The organism is Pantoea alfalfae (assembly GCF_019880205.1).
Classification (GTDB): Bacteria; Pseudomonadota; Gammaproteobacteria; order Enterobacterales; family Enterobacteriaceae; genus Pantoea; species Pantoea alfalfae.
Window position 1 is genome coordinate 1,996,542 of record NZ_CP082292.1, and the last position, 16,409, is coordinate 2,012,950.

A 16,409-nucleotide genomic window follows, 5' to 3' on the forward strand; every position below is an offset into this window, starting at 1 on the left:
AAAGCGCACTCGATAAATTGATAATTGTGGCAAAGGGTGAAGTTTGTCAAAGATAAAGCACGATAAAAATAACAGACAGGGCAAACATGACAGAGCAACAGGCAGTTGACCAGGCGATGCACTATTTCGATAGCGGTGAGTTTCAGAAGCTGCTGGCACGGCGTGTCGCCTGCGTGACAGAAAGCCAGCTCACCAACCGACGGACAGAGCTGGACCACTATCTGCAGCAGGAAATTGGCCCGCAACTGGCGAAGATGGGGTTTACGCTGCACCCGTTTGACAATCCGCAACCCGGCAGCCCGCCGTTTCTGATCGCCACCCGCATTGAAGATCCGCTAAAACCGACGCTGTTCTGCTATGGCCACGGCGATGTCGTGTTTGGCGACGATGAAAACTGGCGAGAAGGATTATCGCCGTGGCAACTCACAGCTGAAGGCGACCGCCTGTATGGACGGGGAAGCGCGGATAACAAAGGGCAACACTGCGTTAATTTCGCGGCGCTGGAGCAGGTGTGGCAGGCACGCGGCGGCGCGCTAGGCTTCAACTGCAAAATCCTGTTTGAAATGGGTGAGGAGATCAGCTCGCCGGGGCTGGCTGAGATCTGCCATCAACAGCAGGCGCTGTTAAAGGCCGATCTTTTTATCGCCTCGGATGGCCCGCGTCTTAATGCGCAGCGGCCAACACTGTTTCTGGGTTCGCGCGGTGCGGTGAACTTTCGTCTGACTATTCGGGCGCGTGACAACGCCTACCATTCCGGCAACTGGGGCGGATTGCTGAGCAATCCCGGTACCCAGTTGGCCAGTGCGATCGCCTGCCTGGTGAATGCGCAGGGCGTATTACAGGTTACCACGCTGAAACCGGACTCTCTGACCGACGCCGTGCGCGCCATCCTCAGTGATATTGATGTGGGCGGCATGCCGGGCGATCCCACACTTGCTGACGGCTGGGGCGAGCCTGGTCTGACACCTGCCGAGCGGCTCTATGGCTGGAACACGCTGGAGGTGCTGGCCTTTGAAACCGGCAATCCGGCACGACCCATGAACGCGATTCCGGGCAGCGCCACAGCGGTATGTCAGCTGCGTTTTGTGGTCGGCACCGACTGGGAAAATCTTGTTGAGCATGTCGAGCGTCATCTGCATCAGCACGGTTTCGATAACGTCAGCGTGGAGTTTCTGCGCGGCTCACCGGCAACACGGCTTGATCCGCAGGATCCGCTGGTGGACTGGGCGCTGGATACGCTGGCCCGTAGCAGCGGCAAAAAACCGGCACTGCTGCCCAATCTCGGCGGCTCGCTTCCCAATGAGGTCTTCGCCGACATTCTGGGCCTGCCGACGCTGTGGGTGCCACATTCCTATCCCGCCTGCGGCCAGCATGGCATTAACGAACATATGCTCAACTCGATTGCACGGGAGGGTCTGGCAATCATGACCCGGCTGTTCTGGCAACTGGGAGAAGAGGGCGAACAGCTGATGACGCGCCACCATCAGTGGCGGAGAGGTGAACAATGAGCAGCATCGCGCAAAGTGCCCCGCAGGTGAAACCGAGCCTGCACAAAACGCTGTTCGCCACCTGCATCGGTAACGCGCTGGAGTGGTTCGACATTGCGGTTTATGGCTTTTTTGCCAGCTATATCGCGCACGTCTTCTTCCCGGTCAGCGATCCGTCGGTATCGCTGCTGCTGACCTTTGGTAGTTTTGGTATTTCCTTCCTGATCCGTCCGCTGGGAGCCATTGTGCTCGGCAACTATGCCGACCGGTATGGTCGCAAAAAGGCGCTGCTGCTGTCGATTAACCTGATGATGCTGGGCGGGGCGATCATTACCTTTATGCCGGGCTACGCCACCATCGGTCTGGCGGCACCGCTGCTGATCATCCTGGCGCGTCTGATTCAGGGCTTCTCTGCTGGCGGCGAATTTGGCAGTTCGACCGCCTTCCTGGTGGAGCACTTTCCTGAGCGCAAAGCCTTTATCGCCAGCTGGCAGTTCGCCACCCAGGGGGCGAGCACGCTGATGGCATCGGTTTTTGGGCTGGGGCTGACACAGTGGCTGAGCGAAAGTGAGATTCAGGCGTGGGGCTGGCGTATCCCGTTTGCTTTCGGCTTACTGATTGGGCCTCTGGGGATCTACATTCGCCGTCATGTGCAGGAACCTGCCAGCTTTGCATCGCAGGAAAAGGAAGCCGCACCGCTTAGAACGCTGTTCGGGCGGCAGAAAGCGCTGATCGCGCTGGCAATTGGCGTGATGGTGATCTCGACCGCAGTCAACTACATGCTCAATTACATTCCGACCTATGCCACCAAAACGCTGCACCTGCCAGGCTCGGTCGCCTTCACCGCCACGCTGATAGCGGGGATTATCCTGACGGTGGTAACGCCCATCATGGGGTTGTGGGCGGAGCGTATTGGCCGGTTGCCGCTGATGTGGGGATCGCTGCTGTTACTGGTGGTCACCATCTATCCCGCATTTAAATGGATGGTCGATCATACCACGCCCACCACGCTGATCCTGCTGGTGGCCTGGATGGCGCTGCTGAAGTCGATCTACTTCTCGACGGTGCCGTCGGTGATGGCCGATCTCTTCCCGGCGACTACCCGCGCCAGCGGGATGGCGATCAGTTACAACGTGGCTGTAACGGTATTCGGCGGGTTTGCGCCGCTGATTTGCAGCATGCTGATTGCCGCCACCGGCAGCAGTCTGGCACCAGGCTACTACCTGATGGCAGTGGCTGTGCTGAGCGGTATCGCGCTGCTGCGCTGCAGTAAGCGGGTGTCATAGCAGAATCAGAAACGTTCTGTGGTGAGATCGAGCCTGCGCAGAAAACACGGTCAGATCGGAAAGTCGCAAAAGCCGCCATCCCTGGCATGCCCGGCCCGCGCGATTACGCACCTCATCCCTGAGGTGCGCCCGTTGCCGGGCCAACGCGTTGCGTTGTTCAAAAACGCTCCCGGCGTTTTTAGTACGCACCTCATTCCTGAGGTGCGCCCGTACCCGGGCCAACGCGTTGCGTTGTTCAAAAACGCTCCCGGCGTTTTTAGTACGCACCTCATCCCTGAGGTGCGCCCGTTGCCGGGCCAACGCGTTGCGTTGTTCAAAAACGCTCCCGGCGTTTTTGTCCGTGGCGGGGAACACTTTCCTGCTCTGACCGTGTTCCCTGCGCGTTGAGCCTATAGGGTGCTGCCACACTCACACTGATTCAGTCTTGTCATGACTCTGTCAGGTCTGAAAATCGAGCCTGCGCTTAACTGAATTGCAGATAGGCAACATGGGTCTGCAGATACTCCTCCAGACCATGTTTTCCATCGGCTCCGCCGACACCCGACTTACGCCATCCGGCGTGAAAGCCCTGCATCGCCTCAAAGTTCTCACGATTAACATAGGTTTCGCCAAACTTAAGTTTGCGCAGCGCAATCATGGTGGTATTGAGATTCTGCGTATAAATTGAGGAGGTCAGTCCGTACTCGCAGTCGTTGGCCAGCGCAATTGCCTCATCCAGCGTTTTAAAGGTCATTACCGGCAGCACCGGACCAAAAATCTCCTCCTGCATAATCGCCATCTCCTGACGGACATCGGTCAGCAGCGTGGGCTGGAAGAAAAAGCCTCGCTCTCCGGCACGCTTGCCGCCCAGTACTACTTTTGCGCCTGCGGCAACGGCGTCTGCCACTTTCTGCTCGACCCGATCCCGTGCGGCGGCATTAATCAGCGGTCCCATATCGATATCACTGCGTTCGGCGGGATCGCCAAACGTCACCTGCTGAAATGCGGTAGTCAGTGCGCTGATAAAACGATCGTAAATACCTTCCTGCACATAGACGCGCTCCACGCAGTTACAGACCTGGCCGCTGTTGATAACTCGTGAGCTGATAATAGATCGCACCGCGAGATCCAGGTCGGCATCCTCCATCACGATGGCGGGCGCTTTGCCGCCCAGTTCCAGCGACACTTTGGTCACATTTTTAGCCGCGGCTTCCATGGTGGCGATACCTGCGCCGACGCTGCCCGTCAGGCTCACCAGCCCGACCTTAGGATTTGCCGCCAGTTCCTGTCCCACTTCCGGTCCCAGACCATAGACAATGTTGATGACGCCAGTGGGCAGACCCAGCGTCTGGATAATGTCGGCAAACAGTGCGGCATTGTTCGGCGTCAGCTCGCTGGGTTTAATCACAATCGTGTTGCCCGTGATCAGGGCTGGCGCCGCTTTGCGGGCGATCAGGAAAAAGGGAAAGTTCCACGGTAAAATCCCGGTGGTGACGCCAATCGCTTTTTTAAACAGGAAGATGTTTTCGTTGGGGCGGTCGCTGTTGATGATCTCGCCTTCATAACGGCGGGCCCACTCCGCCATGTAATCGAGGTAGTCGGCGGTAAACAGCACTTCCGTCCTGGCCAGTCCCTGGGTTTTGCCGCCTTCCGCCACGATGGTTGCCGTCAGTTCAGGCTCGCGGTTGCGGATGGTGCCGGCGATTTTGTGCAGCCAGACGCCGCGCTCTGCCGCAGGCAGCGCTTCCCACGCCGGCTGAGCGGCTTCGGCGGCATTGATCGCAAGGCTGGCATCCTGACGGGTGCCCTGGGGTATGCGTGACAGCAACGCTTCAGTGGCCGGATTGGTGACTTCAATCCACTGGTCACCCTGATGGGCGACAAACTCGCCATTAATGTAATGTTGATGATGTGTTGTCATTCGCTTAGCTCTCCGCTATCGATACGTTGCAGTAATGTGATAGCAGGGTGAAACAGATCGCTAAACGTGACCTTTAGCTTATTGCCAGCCTGGCGGTCCGGATGGCAGCCAATCACAGATATCGGTGAGTTCTGCGGCAAAAACGTCAATCTGTTGTAGATTTAAAGGAGTGAAATCGTGAAAAAGGGGTTAAATCATGGCAAGCGGATGGGCGGCAGAAGGCGCAGTACAGGAACAGATTGATAGCACCGTTAACGACGGGATTGAGCGGGTCAGACAATCGCTCGGGCAGGGCGAAAGCGCCACCGAATGTGAACTCTGCGGCGAACCGATTCCCGAAGCGCGCCGTCAGGCACTCAAAGGGGTGCATTACTGCGTGGCGTGTCAGGAAAAAATCGACAAACAGCAGCAGACCAGCAGCTTATATAACCGTCGGGGCAGTAAAGACAGTCAGCTGCGCTAACTCTCAGGAGCCTGGCATCGCCAGGCCGCTGCCAATAAACCACGCCAGAAAGCCCACGCCCGCCACGATGATGGCGATCGGAAACAGAATTCCAATTCTCATATTCAACCTGCTGCAAACAGCGATTTCAGGGAGCGCGATCTTATCATGAGATCTGGAGGACTGCGCGGTGGGTTTTCAGCAGGGTGAAAAGCTGGAACTGCGTTGCCTCGTTCTCCTCACGCAGCACCTCGCCTTTTTTATAAATAATATGATGTACATGGCCGAGCTGACGCCAGACCACAATCGCCGAGGCGATAAGGGCGCAATGTTGCTCCGCCTGCACACACTCAATGGTGGCATAGTGCGTTTCATCCAGACCATTCACAAACACCTTTATCGCATCTGCAGGTAATATCGCCCGGAGATCATCCAGCATCACCCGGCTGACTGACTGCGAAAGAAACAGTGTTAACCACTTCGTTGTCATCCCAATCCCTGATCCAATCAATTTGCCCCAGTTTATACGACCTTCTCTGCGGTAAAGAAGGCTTCTTTGCCCTTTTGCCACCATACCAGTTTAAATGGCAGTCAGTTTAAAAGTGTGCTGCGCCACACAGCAAAATGATAAAAAAGTCAGAATAATAAGATACTTAACATATTCATTGTCCGGTTATCTGACAACGTTGAAATTGTGATCCTTAACGTTGATAACGGGTAAATATTGCCACTTCGCTGCGGCTTCCGGCATTTATCCAAAGGCTGAGGAATTCCTGCAAAACGTAGACTGCATGCTGAACGGAAGCTGACAGGTTTCCGACAGGCCTCAACCTAACCGGGGAATAACAATGAACAGCGCCATTATTGCAGGTATATTCTGGCATTTTGTCGGTGCTGCCAGCGCCGCATGTTTTTACGCGCCTTTTAAACAGGTGAAAAGATGGTCATGGGAAACCATGTGGTCAATTGGTGGCCTGATGTCGTGGCTGATCCTGCCGTGGGCGGTGAGTGCCATTTTACTGCCAGACTTTATGACCTATTACAGCAGTTTCACGCTGTCGCAACTGACGCCGGTCTTTCTGTTTGGCGCGATGTGGGGCATTGGCAATATTAACTACGGCCTGACCATGCGTTACCTCGGCATGTCGATGGGAATCGGTATCGCAATTGGCATTACCCTGGTGGTCGGCACGCTGATGACGCCACTCCTGCAGGGCCGTTTTGGCGAACTGTTCGCCTCGGCGGGGGGCCGGTTAACCCTGCTGGGCGTGCTGGTGGCGCTGATTGGCGTTGGGATTGTGACACGTGCCGGGCTATTAAAGGAGCGGGCGCTGGGAATAAACGCCGAAGAGTTTAATCTCAGAAAAGGACTGCTGCTGGCGGTAATGTGCGGCATTTTCTCAGCGGGTATGTCCTTTGCGATGGATGCGGCGAAACCGATGCATCAGGCCGCCGCTAATCTGGGCATCGATCCGCTTTATGTGGCTTTACCCAGCTACGTCATTATCATGGGCGGCGGTGCACTGGTGAATCTGGCCTTTTGTTTCTGGCGGCTGGCCACCCGGCCTGAGCTGTCGGTACGTAAAGATTTCTCTGTCGGGAAGTCGCTGCTGATTGCCAATACCGCTTTTGCGGTGCTCGGCGGCACCATGTGGTATCTGCAGTTCTTCTTTTACGCCTGGGGCCACGCCAGAATCCCGGCGCAGTATGACTACGTCAGCTGGATGTTGCACATGAGCCTTTACGTTCTGTGTGGTGGCCTGGTGGGCCTGCTGATGAAAGAGTGGAAGTCAGCAGGGCGTCGCCCGGTGAGCGTGTTATCGATCGGTTGTGTGGTGATCATCATTGCCGCTAACATCGTCGGGCTGGGTATGGCGGCCTGATTGCGAAGAGTAATGCTGTCTTTATGCAGGAAGGGCCTGAATAACAGGCCCTTAGCGTTAGCAAAGATGCGGTCAGATCGTGCGCGCTCAGGGAACACGATCAGATCGGAAAGACGCAAAAGCCGCCATCCATGGCATGCTCTACCCGCACAATTACGCACCTCATCCCTGAGGTGCGCCCGTTACCGGGCCAACGCTCTGCGTTGTTCAAAAACGCTCCCGGCGTTTTTAGTACGCACCTCATCCCTGAGGTGCGCCCGTTACCGGGCCAACGCTCTGCGTTGTTCAAAAACGCTCCCGGCGTTTTTAGTACGCACCTCATCCCTGAGGTGCGCCCATTACCGGGTCAACGCTCTGGGTTGTTCAAAAACGCCTGGCGTTTTTGTCCATGGTGCGGGACGCTTTCCTCTTCTGACCGTGTTCCCTGCGCTTTGTAGCAAGTGCATTGCTGCTCATTCATTGCGGCAATCTCAGTGCGCTAAATTGTTTGCCGCAAGGGTGTTGAATGGGCCTCCAACACAGGCCCTTTTTATTCAGACTCGGCACTTTTCAAAACCTGCCGTGGCGCAATAAATCGCTGACGCCAGGCGCTGGGCGTTAAACCGGTATCACGGGTGAAGACCACCGAGAAATAGTTACTGTCATCAAAGCCGCAGCGGGCGGCAACCTCACTAATCAGGCAATCCTGAGTGCGCAGCAGATATTTTGCCTGGCAGAGCTGCAACTGGCGCAGGTAATGACCAATGGTCATTCCGGTCTGCTGACGAAAAAGCTGCCGCAGCGCCCGCTCACTGAGCTGATTCTGCTGACAAAATGCCGCCAGATCGAAGGGACGGGCAAGGGCACCCTGCAAGGCTGACATTAGCAGATCGAGCTGTTCCCCCTCCGGCAATGCCCAGGGGCGATCGGCAGCGTAACCATGGCGGCGCAGAATCAATGCCAGCTGTAAAAACAATGCCTCAGAGAGCTGCACTGACAGCGGATCGCTTTTGCGGCTTTCACGCTCCAGCTGGCTGATAACACCACGGGCCAGTGACATGCCGCGCGTGGTCAGACGCCAGCAGCTGGGCGAGTCCGGTCCCTGTTGTGGCAGGAGCTGATTCCAGTCAAGGCTAAGGCCAAAGCGGTCACGGCAGTAGAGGATATTATCCAGCACCAGATTGTTGACGCTATCGTAGCTATGGCAGTCACTGTCGCGGATATAAAAAACATCGCCGCAGGTTATCAGCCAGGGACGATCATTGAGGACATGCAGGCCGTTACCGCGCCAGACAATCACGATTTCGCTGAATTCGTGTTGATGGGGCGGAAAGGAGGGTTGGGGCATCCTTTCGGCAACCGCCACCGGTAAACTGGCGGCGGGAAAATAGTCATCCCGACTGAGTATCAACGCCATACTTTGCTCCTTTACAACATCTGCTGGCGCTCCGCTCGCGGTGCGCAGCCAAATTCGCGCCTGAACAGGGTTGAGAAATGGTTACTGTCACCAAATCCACACTGGAAGGCGATATCGGTAATTCGCATATCACTGTGACGCAGCAGATGACGAGCCTGTAACAGCCGCAAACGGTTCAGATAGCGCTGCGGCGTACTGCCGGTTTGCTGTTTCATCTGCCGATGCAGGGTTCGCAGTGACAGGGAGAAGCGATCAGCCAGCTCCTCCCAGACAATCTCGTCACTGTAATGGTCGCCGAGCCAGTCGAGCAGGCGATGCAACCGTGCCTCCTGATCCTGACTCTGCCCGTCAATGCAGGCTTCACGCAGCAGCACCAGCAACTGTAAAAAGAGCTGTTCCTGGTGCGCCTGTTTCTCCAGCGACCAGGTATCTTCCTGCTGCATTTTCGCTGTCACGCTCAGCGCCTGCGCCATTACTTTATGATTGATACGCCAGTGAGAGGTATATTGCCCGTCCTGATCGCAGGGCAACAAAGCCTGCAGCCCGGAGAGAAAGCGAAACGCGCCGGGACTGCGATAAAGCACATTGGTCAGGCAAAGATTGTCTGTCTGCTCATAGAGATGACGATCGTGATCGCGCACAAAGCAGACACAGCCCGCACATAGCGTCTGCGGCTGGCCATTAAACACATGAATGCCGGAGCCTTGCTCCACCAGTACAATCTCATGAAAATCATGATGATGTTCCGGAAAAGCTGCCTGCGGTATGCGGGGTTCAATCGCTATCGCGTAATCGCCTTCGGGAAAAAAATCTGCACTGTGCAATATGGTCATCGTCGTCTCTCGCTGCTTAACAAAACCGTAACGCAGTCTAATCAGGACGCTGTTACCTTACCTTGAATTTTCAGCTGGACTCAGCAGGAATCATGCTGATTTTTCAAGAAATCCCTGGCAGCTAACAGATTTGCGGCAGGGGTCACATCGCCTCTGCTGCCATCTCTGTGATCTCTCTCACGAAGTTCTTTGCCCATCTGCCAGCCACTAACGCCTGTTGGCATTCTCGGGAAGGTGACGACCAGGCAAGATTTTTACTCTGTGACCACTTAATCACAGGGAAAAGTCGCCATGACCAGGAGAAACATTGTTGCTATCGATCTCGGCGCATCCAGCGGACGGGTTATGCTCGCCAGCTGGGATGCCGCGCAGCGCCAGCTGGCACTGCGTGAGGTCCGGCGCTTTAAAAATAAGCGCCAGCGTCGTGCCGGTTATGACTGCTGGGATCTGTCTATGCTGGAGCAGGAGATACGCGCCGGGTTGGCTCAGTTAGATGATGAAGGCATCGTCCCTGACAGTATCGGCATCGACACCTGGGGTGTTGATATGGTGCTGCTGGATGCAGAGGGTGAGCCGGTGGGTGAAGCGGTCAGCTATCGTGATGCGCGCACGCATGGCCTGATGGAGCAGGCGCAGCACGAGCTCAGCCGTAGCGCCATTTATGCCCGAACCGGCATTCAGTTTCTGCCGTTCAATACACTCTATCAGATGCGCGCTCTGCATCAGCAGCAGCCCGACTGGCAGGCCCGCGTGGCGCATGCGCTGATGATACCTGACTACCTGCATTATCGCCTGACCGGTAATCTCAACTGGGAATACACCAACGCGACCACCACGCAAATGCTCAATATTCACAGCGGTGAGTGGGATCGCGATTTGCTCGCCTGGGCGGGCGTTGATGCGCGATGGTTTGGCCAGCCGCAGGCACCAGGCAATACCGTCGGTCACTGGATCAATCGCGCAGGCACGGCGGTTCCGGTGATCGCCGTCGCCACTCACGACACGGCCAGCGCAGTTCTTGCAACGCCGCTGATGCAGGACGACGCCGCCTATCTTAGCTCGGGTACCTGGTCGTTGATGGGCTTCGAAAGTCTGCAGCCCTATGCCTGCGATACTGCACTGCGCGCCAACATCACCAACGAAGGCGGCGCAGAGGGGTATCGCGTACTGAAAAACATCATGGGGCTGTGGCTGTTGCAGCGAATCTGCAGCGAACTGCAGATTGACGATCTCAGCATGCTGATTGAAGAGACAGCCCGTCAGCCCGCCTGTGTTTCACTCATCAGTCCCAATGATGCGCGTTTCATCAATCCAGACAGCATGGTCAATGAGATTCAGAACGCCTGCGCAGAGCAGGGCATGCCGGTGCCACAATCTGCCGCTGCGCTGGCGCGCTGCATATTTGATAGCCTGGCGCTGCTCTACCGTGAAGTAATCCAGGAGCTGGCTCAGTTGCGCGGCAAGCCTTTCAGCCAGTTGCACGTGGTGGGAGGCGGCAGCCAGAACCGCTTTCTTAATCAGCTCTGCGCCGATGCCTGCCAGATCCCGGTCCTGGCAGGCCCGGTTGAAGCCTCCACGCTGGGTAACGTTGGTTGCCAGCTGATTGCACTGGGCGAGCTGACCGATGTGGCTGATTTCCGCTGCAGCGTCATTAACAACTTCCCACTCGAAAAATTCGAACCGCAAACACACAGCGTCTTCAGTGCCAGTCAGGCACGCTTCGCGACGCTGAGTCAACCCGCTAAGGAACCCGCTTATGACTAAGCAGATTGAACAGGCTTTTGAACTGGCTAAACAACGCTACGCTGAAAATGGGGTTGATGTTGAGCAGGCCATCTGCCAGCTGGATCGCATTCCGGTCTCCATGCACTGCTGGCAGGGTGATGATGTCCGGGGATTTGAGAACCCCCAGGGCGCATTGACCGGCGGCATTCAGGCGACCGGTAACTACCCTGGACGGGCACGGAATGCCAGTGAACTACGCAGTGATATCGACAAGGCTATGTCGCTGATCCCTGGCGCTAAACGTCTGAACCTGCACGCTATCTACCTTGAAAGCGACAAGCCGGTGGACAGGGATGCCATTGAACCTGCCCATTTTGCCAATTGGGTCGCCTGGGCCAAAGAGAATAAGCTGGGTCTCGATTTTAACCCAAGCTGCTTCTCGCATCCAAAGAGCGCTGATGGCTTTACGCTATCGCACAGTGATAAAACCGTCCGTCAGTTCTGGATCGACCACTGCAAAGCGAGTCGCCTCATCTCCGCTTCATTTGGTGAGCAGCTTGGCACCCCCTCAATGATGAATATCTGGGTGCCGGACGGTATGAAAGATATCACCGTGGATCGGCTTGCCCCGCGTGAGCGCCTGATGAGTGCGCTGGATGAAATCATCTCAGAAAAAATCAACCCGCAGCATCATATCGATGCGGTTGAGAGCAAGCTGTTTGGCATAGGCGCTGAGAGCTACACCGTAGGTTCTAATGAGTTTTATCTTGGCTATGCCGCCAGTCGCCAGACGGCGCTGTGCCTGGATGCAGGACATTTCCATCCCACTGAAGTGATTTCCGACAAAATTTCCGCCGCCATGCTCTATGTGCCGCGCCTGCTGCTGCACGTCAGCCGTCCGGTGCGCTGGGATAGCGACCATGTTGTGCTGCTGGATGATGAGACCCAGGCTATCGCCAGTGAGATTGTCCGTCACCAGCTGTTCGACAAAGTGCATATCGGCCTCGACTTCTTCGACGCCTCAATTAACCGTATTGCCGCCTGGGTTATCGGCACCCGTAATACCAAAAAAGCGCTGCTGCGTGCCTTACTGGAGCCAACCGACCGCTTACGGCAGGCCGAGAACAGCGGCGATTACACCGCGCGGCTTACCCTGCTGGAAGAGCAAAAATCACTGCCATGGCAGGCGGTCTGGGAAGCGTGGTGCCTGCGCCATGACGTCCCGGCTGATGCCAGCTGGTTAGGCGATGTCCGTCATTATGAACAACAGATCTTGAGCCAACGTTAAGGATTTCATTATGCAAAGCATTCTTTCTTCCGGATTTGTTAAGGGAATGGTCAAAGCGACCAGCGACATGTGGCTCAAGGGCTGGGACGAACGTAACGGCGGTAACGTCAGCCTCCGTCTGCTGGAGGAGGAGGTTAAGCCCTTCGCCACCGATTTCTATAAGGAGCCGCGTTGCATTGAGCTGACACAGCCAGCGCCAGCGCTGGCGAATGACTGGTTTCTGGTAACCGGGTCAGGTAAATTCATGCGCAACGTCCAGCTGGATCCGGCGGATTGTCTGGCACTGCTGCAGGTGGATGACAAGGGACTTTCCTATAAAATTCACTGGGGCCTGTCGAATGGCGGTTTGCCCACCTCTGAGCTGGCATCACACTTTCAGTCTCATGCGGTACGTAAAGCCGTCAGCAAAGGCGCAGATCGGGTGATAATGCACTGCCATGCGACCAACTTTATGGCTCTGAGTTACGTGGTTGAGATGGACTCTGCGCGCTTTACCCGTTTGCTGTGGGAAGGCAGTACCGAATGTCTGGTGGTCTTCCCGGATGGCGTGGGTGTGCTGCCATGGATGGTTCCTGGCACCGATGAAATCGGCACTGCGACTGCCGGACAGATGCAGTCTCACACCCTGGTGATGTGGCCATTCCACGGCGTCTTTGGCACAGGCCCGACACTCGATGAAACCTTTGGTCTGATTGATACGGCGGAAAAATCGTCAGAAGTGATCGTCAAAGTGCTTTCAATGGGCGGAATTCGCCAGAGCATCACCACCGAACAGCTGATTGCCTTGGGTGAGCGCTTTGGCGTGAAGCCGTGGCAACCGGCGCTGAATGTGGGGCCAGCCAATGCTGCGTAAAGCCTTTGTGATGCAGGTGAATGCCGACTGTCATGCAGAGTATGAGCGTCGTCACTCCCCAATCTGGCCTGAACTGGCTGAGACGCTGAAAGCACACGGCGCGCATAACTATGCCATCTGGCTGGACGCAGAGCGCAGTCTGCTGTTCGCCAGCGTTGAGATTGAATCTGAAGCACGCTGGGAAGCGGTGGCAAAAACCGAGGTGTGTCAGCGCTGGTGGGCATCAATGAAAGATGTGATGCCGTCTAATGCGGATAACAGCCCGATCAGTCAGTCATTGAAACCAGTGTTCTTTCTGGAATAAAGCAGGGAAAGGGCGGCATCGCCGCCCTGATACTCTAACGCTTAGCCTGACACAAGCCGGTCAGCGTTGGCCACATGGCCATCAGCGTATCAATAATACCCTCAAGATCGTCACGCTCTGCGCCTTCGCGCGCGCGCACTGACATGCCCTGCAGCATACAACTCAGATAACGTGACAGCGCCGGAATATTTACTGCCGCACTCAGTTCGCCACGTCGCTGGCGCGCCAGCAAAAAATCACTCAGCACATGCTCCTGCGACTGATGTTGCTGTTGTAGCATGGCGGCAATCTCTGCCGACGCCGCCGACAGGGCAGTTGAGGTGCAGATAAAGAAGCACCCACCGGGAGAGTCACGTTCGGTAAAACAGGCTGCAGTAGAGCGGAAATAGGCTTCAATGGCCCGATCCACCGGTAACTGATCATCGCCTAATGCCGCTTTACGCCATGCGCTGAACTTCTCTACATAACGCTCCATCGCTGCGCGAAATAGTCCCTCTTTATTCACAAATTCTGCGTAGAGGGTTGGCGCTTTTGCGCCGGTTGCGGCGACCAGATCGGCGAGAGAGGTTCCCTCGTAACCGTGCGTCCAGAACAGGGTCAGAGCTTTATCAAGCGCGGCTTCGCGATCGAACACTTTGGGTCGGCCGCGGCATTTTTTTACATCGCAATCCTGAACCTGACTCATACACCCTCTCAGACAGTAAAACATCTTATTAAATTACCGATCATTATAAAAATGTGCAAGGTCTATTAAAAACGTCACCCACAAGCGTTGTCATTTTGTGCGTCGGCGCAATCTTACCGCCCCTATGGTTAAGTCAGAAAAGGGGCTGAAGCCCATAATCACGCCACTTCACGAATAAAATAACGTTCATTAAATAAATGTTGACGACGAATCGGATCAGAGTCTATCATTTATTTAACGTTCGTTAATTAAACGACGACAACTCGACTCAGACCATCCGAATTCAAATACCGAATAGAGAGAATTTTATGAAATCCATCAAAACTACTTTGGCAGCACTGCTACTGACTACCCTGACTTTTGGCGCTTATGCCGCTGATCTCGTGACCAGTGAGCCGTCTAATCAGCAGCCAGTAGGCACCATCTCAGTACAAGGTGGCACCAACCTGACTTCCCTTGAATCACAGCTGAGTGCCAAAGCTGATGAAGCCGGTGCGAAATCATTCCGCATCACCTCAACCAGCGGCCAGAATAAACTGCACGGCACGGCTGTGATTTATCAGTAATTTGGTTTCAACAGATGAAGTGAGAAGGGGTTCGTTATGAAACGTATCAATATGATGGTCGCGGCGGCGGTGCTAAGTGGCCTCTCCTTTGCCAGCGTGGCGGCCCAACAGGTAAGCAGCACCCCGCTGGATCAGCAAAAAATCGGTGTCATCAGCGCAACGGGCAGCACGAATCTGACCTCGCTGGAGCAGCAGCTGTCAGAGAAGGCCAGCGATGTCGGCGCAAAGTCTTTCCGCATCACTTCGACCTCTGGCAGCAACAACCTGCATGGCACAGCCGTTCTTTATAAGTAACAGGCGCTATAAATAATCATAAACAGGCTTCAGATAAACCTACTTATCTGAAGCCTTTTTTATTTAGTACCGCGCTGATTATCCGTTACTGCGTAACTGCGGATAGCGTCGGAAAATATAAACACACCACAGCAACGCCACCAGACCAATCACCCCGCCGACATTCCCCACTTCAGCCATGCCCAGATGGAGACTGACCTGGTTACCCAGCAGCGCGCCCGCGCCAATACCAATATTGTAGATACCGGACATCAGCGACATTGCAACATCCGTGGCATCTGGTGCCAGCGAGAGTACCCGCACCTGCATACCCAGCCCGATCATCATCATCGCCACTCCCCAGACAACGCACAGCGTGGAGATAGCTGCAGGGCGGACGGCGGCAAAGATCAGCAGGCCCATGCAAAGGGTGATCAGCGCAATGGCAGCAATCAGCAGGGCGGAAGGAAATTTGTTACCCAGCGTACTGAAGAGCAGGCTGCCGATAATGCCCGCTGAACCAAACAGCAGCAGCAGCAGGGTTGTGAAATTGCCGCTGGCGTGCGCGACGGTCTGCATAAATGGCTCGATATAGCTGTAGGCGGTGTAATGCGCGGTCACCACCAGCGTCACCAGCAGATACATGCTGACCAGCGCCGGACGACGAAACAGCATCGGGACGCTGCTCAGCGAACCGGTATGCTCACTCGGCAAGCGTGGCAGAATACGTACCAGCATGATCATCAGCACCAGAGCCGAAAGCCCAATTGCGCCGAAAGTGGTGCGCCAGCCAAGATACTGTCCCACTACGCGGCCAATCGGCACGCCCAGCACCATCGCCAGCGCGGTACCGGTCGCCAGCATACTCAGCGCCTGGGTTTTTTTACCCGCCGGGGCAACACGAATCGCCAGCGAGGCGGTGATCGACCAGAACACCGCATGAGACAGGGCGATGCCGACGCGCGATACCATCAGCGACCGGAAATCCCAGGCGACGGTCGAAAGTATGTGGCTGACGATAAAAATCAGGAACAACACGCCCAGCAGCAGCCGTCGCTCAATGTTGCGGGTCAGCAGCATCAGCGGCAGTGAAAGCAGTGCGACTACCCAGGCGTAGATGGTCAGCATGATCCCGACATCAGCCGTCTGCATTGAAAAGTCAGCAGCGATATCGGACAACAGGCCAACCGGCACGAACTCGGTGGTATTGAAGACAAATGCGGCGATGGCCAGCAATACCACGCGTAGCCAGGCAGTTTTACGTGAAACAGTTGTTGGTTGCATGAGGAGTCAAGTCAGTCAGTACAGCGAAATCGGATGTGGCAGAAACATCCAGTGAAAGTGACCTGCGTCACAAATTACTGACCATTGTAGTGAATAAAGCGGGAAGCGAAACCTTATAAATGCCTTTTATTGCTGATTTTTAATTATCTCCCTGTCACAGGGCGATAGCCTGAGGTTATCAGGAGCGAAGAGGTGCAATCATCA

17 protein-coding genes are annotated in these 16,409 nt (G+C 55.5%); 10 read left to right on the forward strand and 7 right to left on the reverse strand.

Annotation, left to right across the window (positions count from 1 at the left end; genetic code table 11):
• Window positions 1-86 precede the first annotated feature (86 nt).
• Window positions 87-1,508 carry a M20 family metallopeptidase gene (locus tag K6R05_RS09270; protein ID WP_222923998.1) on the forward strand — a complete coding sequence of 474 codons (1,422 nt, stop codon included), beginning with the start codon at window positions 87-89 and terminating at the stop codon, window positions 1,506-1,508.
• The gene (locus K6R05_RS09275; protein WP_161737001.1) at window positions 1,505-2,773 is read left to right on the forward strand and encodes an MFS transporter; all 1,269 of its coding nucleotides are present in this window, start codon (window positions 1,505-1,507) and stop codon (window positions 2,771-2,773) included. The genes K6R05_RS09270 and K6R05_RS09275 overlap by 4 nt, the downstream gene beginning before the upstream one ends.
• Window positions 2,774-3,236: 463 nt before the next feature.
• On the opposite strand, the gene aldA is transcribed toward K6R05_RS09275, so the two are convergent.
• A complete protein-coding gene (aldA, locus tag K6R05_RS09280) occupies window positions 3,237-4,673 on the reverse strand; it encodes an aldehyde dehydrogenase (RefSeq protein WP_222923999.1) in 1,437 nt (478 codons plus the stop codon).
• Between the two features lie 196 nt (window positions 4,674-4,869).
• On the opposite strand from aldA, the gene K6R05_RS09285 reads away from it, so the two are divergent.
• Entirely contained in the window at window positions 4,870-5,136 is a 267-nt protein-coding gene (locus K6R05_RS09285; protein ID WP_098050469.1) for a DksA/TraR family C4-type zinc finger protein, read from the forward strand.
• Window positions 5,137-5,139: 3 nt separating this feature from the next.
• On the opposite strand, the gene K6R05_RS09290 is transcribed toward K6R05_RS09285, so the two are convergent.
• Both K6R05_RS09290 and K6R05_RS09295 read right to left on the reverse strand, forming a co-directional pair.
• Window positions 5,140-5,238 carry a YoaK family small membrane protein gene (locus K6R05_RS09290; RefSeq protein ID WP_008925225.1) on the reverse strand — a complete coding sequence of 33 codons (99 nt, stop codon included), beginning with the start codon at window positions 5,236-5,238 and terminating at the stop codon, window positions 5,140-5,142.
• Between the two features lie 43 nt (window positions 5,239-5,281).
• On the reverse strand, window positions 5,282-5,605 hold the full coding sequence (locus K6R05_RS09295; RefSeq protein ID WP_013357928.1) for a hypothetical protein: 324 nt from the start codon (window positions 5,603-5,605) through the stop codon (window positions 5,282-5,284).
• Window positions 5,606-5,963: 358 nt separating this feature from the next.
• On the opposite strand from K6R05_RS09295, the gene rhaT reads away from it, so the two are divergent.
• Window positions 5,964-6,998 carry an L-rhamnose/proton symporter RhaT gene (gene rhaT / locus K6R05_RS09300; RefSeq protein WP_222924000.1) on the forward strand — a complete coding sequence of 345 codons (1,035 nt, stop codon included), beginning with the start codon at window positions 5,964-5,966 and terminating at the stop codon, window positions 6,996-6,998.
• Window positions 6,999-7,527: 529 nt separating this feature from the next.
• Here the strand turns inward: rhaT and rhaR are convergent.
• Together rhaR and rhaS are read right to left on the reverse strand one after the other, a co-directional pair.
• Window positions 7,528-8,394 (reverse strand): HTH-type transcriptional activator RhaR, encoded by an 867-nt coding sequence (gene rhaR, locus K6R05_RS09305; protein ID WP_161735872.1) that lies wholly within the window; start codon window positions 8,392-8,394, stop codon window positions 7,528-7,530.
• An 11-nt stretch (window positions 8,395-8,405) separates the two neighbouring features.
• Window positions 8,406-9,227 (reverse strand): HTH-type transcriptional activator RhaS, encoded by an 822-nt coding sequence (rhaS, locus tag K6R05_RS09310; protein ID WP_222924001.1) that lies wholly within the window; start codon window positions 9,225-9,227, stop codon window positions 8,406-8,408.
• 291 nt (window positions 9,228-9,518) lie between these two features.
• Here rhaS and rhaB point away from each other — a divergent pair, with 291 nt between their 5' ends.
• Genes rhaB through rhaM form a run of 4 tightly spaced genes read left to right on the forward strand, consistent with a single transcriptional unit; the run spans window position 9,519 to window position 13,397 of the window.
• Window positions 9,519-10,991, forward strand: a complete 1,473-nt coding sequence (gene rhaB / locus K6R05_RS09315; protein ID WP_222924002.1) for a rhamnulokinase — start codon at window positions 9,519-9,521, stop codon at window positions 10,989-10,991.
• Window positions 10,984-12,240, forward strand: coding sequence for an L-rhamnose isomerase (locus tag K6R05_RS09320; RefSeq protein WP_222924003.1), 1,257 nt, complete (start codon window positions 10,984-10,986; stop codon window positions 12,238-12,240). Before rhaB ends, K6R05_RS09320 begins: the two co-directional genes overlap by 8 nt.
• A gap of 10 nt (window positions 12,241-12,250) precedes the next feature.
• Window positions 12,251-13,093, forward strand: coding sequence for a rhamnulose-1-phosphate aldolase (rhaD, locus tag K6R05_RS09325; protein WP_222924004.1), 843 nt, complete (start codon window positions 12,251-12,253; stop codon window positions 13,091-13,093).
• Window positions 13,083-13,397 (forward strand): L-rhamnose mutarotase, encoded by a 315-nt coding sequence (gene rhaM / locus K6R05_RS09330; RefSeq protein WP_161735880.1) that lies wholly within the window; start codon window positions 13,083-13,085, stop codon window positions 13,395-13,397. The genes rhaD and rhaM overlap by 11 nt, the downstream gene beginning before the upstream one ends.
• Window positions 13,398-13,431: 34 nt before the next feature.
• Here rhaM and K6R05_RS09335 read toward each other — a convergent pair whose 3' ends face one another.
• Window positions 13,432-14,082 (reverse strand): TetR/AcrR family transcriptional regulator, encoded by a 651-nt coding sequence (locus K6R05_RS09335; RefSeq protein WP_222924005.1) that lies wholly within the window; start codon window positions 14,080-14,082, stop codon window positions 13,432-13,434.
• A 308-nt stretch (window positions 14,083-14,390) separates the two neighbouring features.
• On the opposite strand from K6R05_RS09335, the gene bhsA (K6R05_RS09340) reads away from it, so the two are divergent.
• A complete protein-coding gene (gene bhsA / locus K6R05_RS09340) occupies window positions 14,391-14,648 on the forward strand; it encodes a multiple stress resistance protein BhsA (RefSeq protein WP_222924006.1) in 258 nt (85 codons plus the stop codon).
• 36 nt (window positions 14,649-14,684) lie between these two features.
• Window positions 14,685-14,942: a multiple stress resistance protein BhsA gene (bhsA, locus tag K6R05_RS09345; protein WP_090960886.1), complete on the forward strand. Its 258-nt coding sequence runs from the start codon at window positions 14,685-14,687 to the stop codon at window positions 14,940-14,942.
• 78 nt (window positions 14,943-15,020) lie between these two features.
• On the opposite strand, the gene K6R05_RS09350 is transcribed toward bhsA (K6R05_RS09345), so the two are convergent.
• The gene (locus K6R05_RS09350; RefSeq protein WP_222924007.1) at window positions 15,021-16,205 is read right to left on the reverse strand and encodes a sugar transporter; all 1,185 of its coding nucleotides are present in this window, start codon (window positions 16,203-16,205) and stop codon (window positions 15,021-15,023) included.
• Window positions 16,206-16,409: the final 204 nt, after the last annotated feature.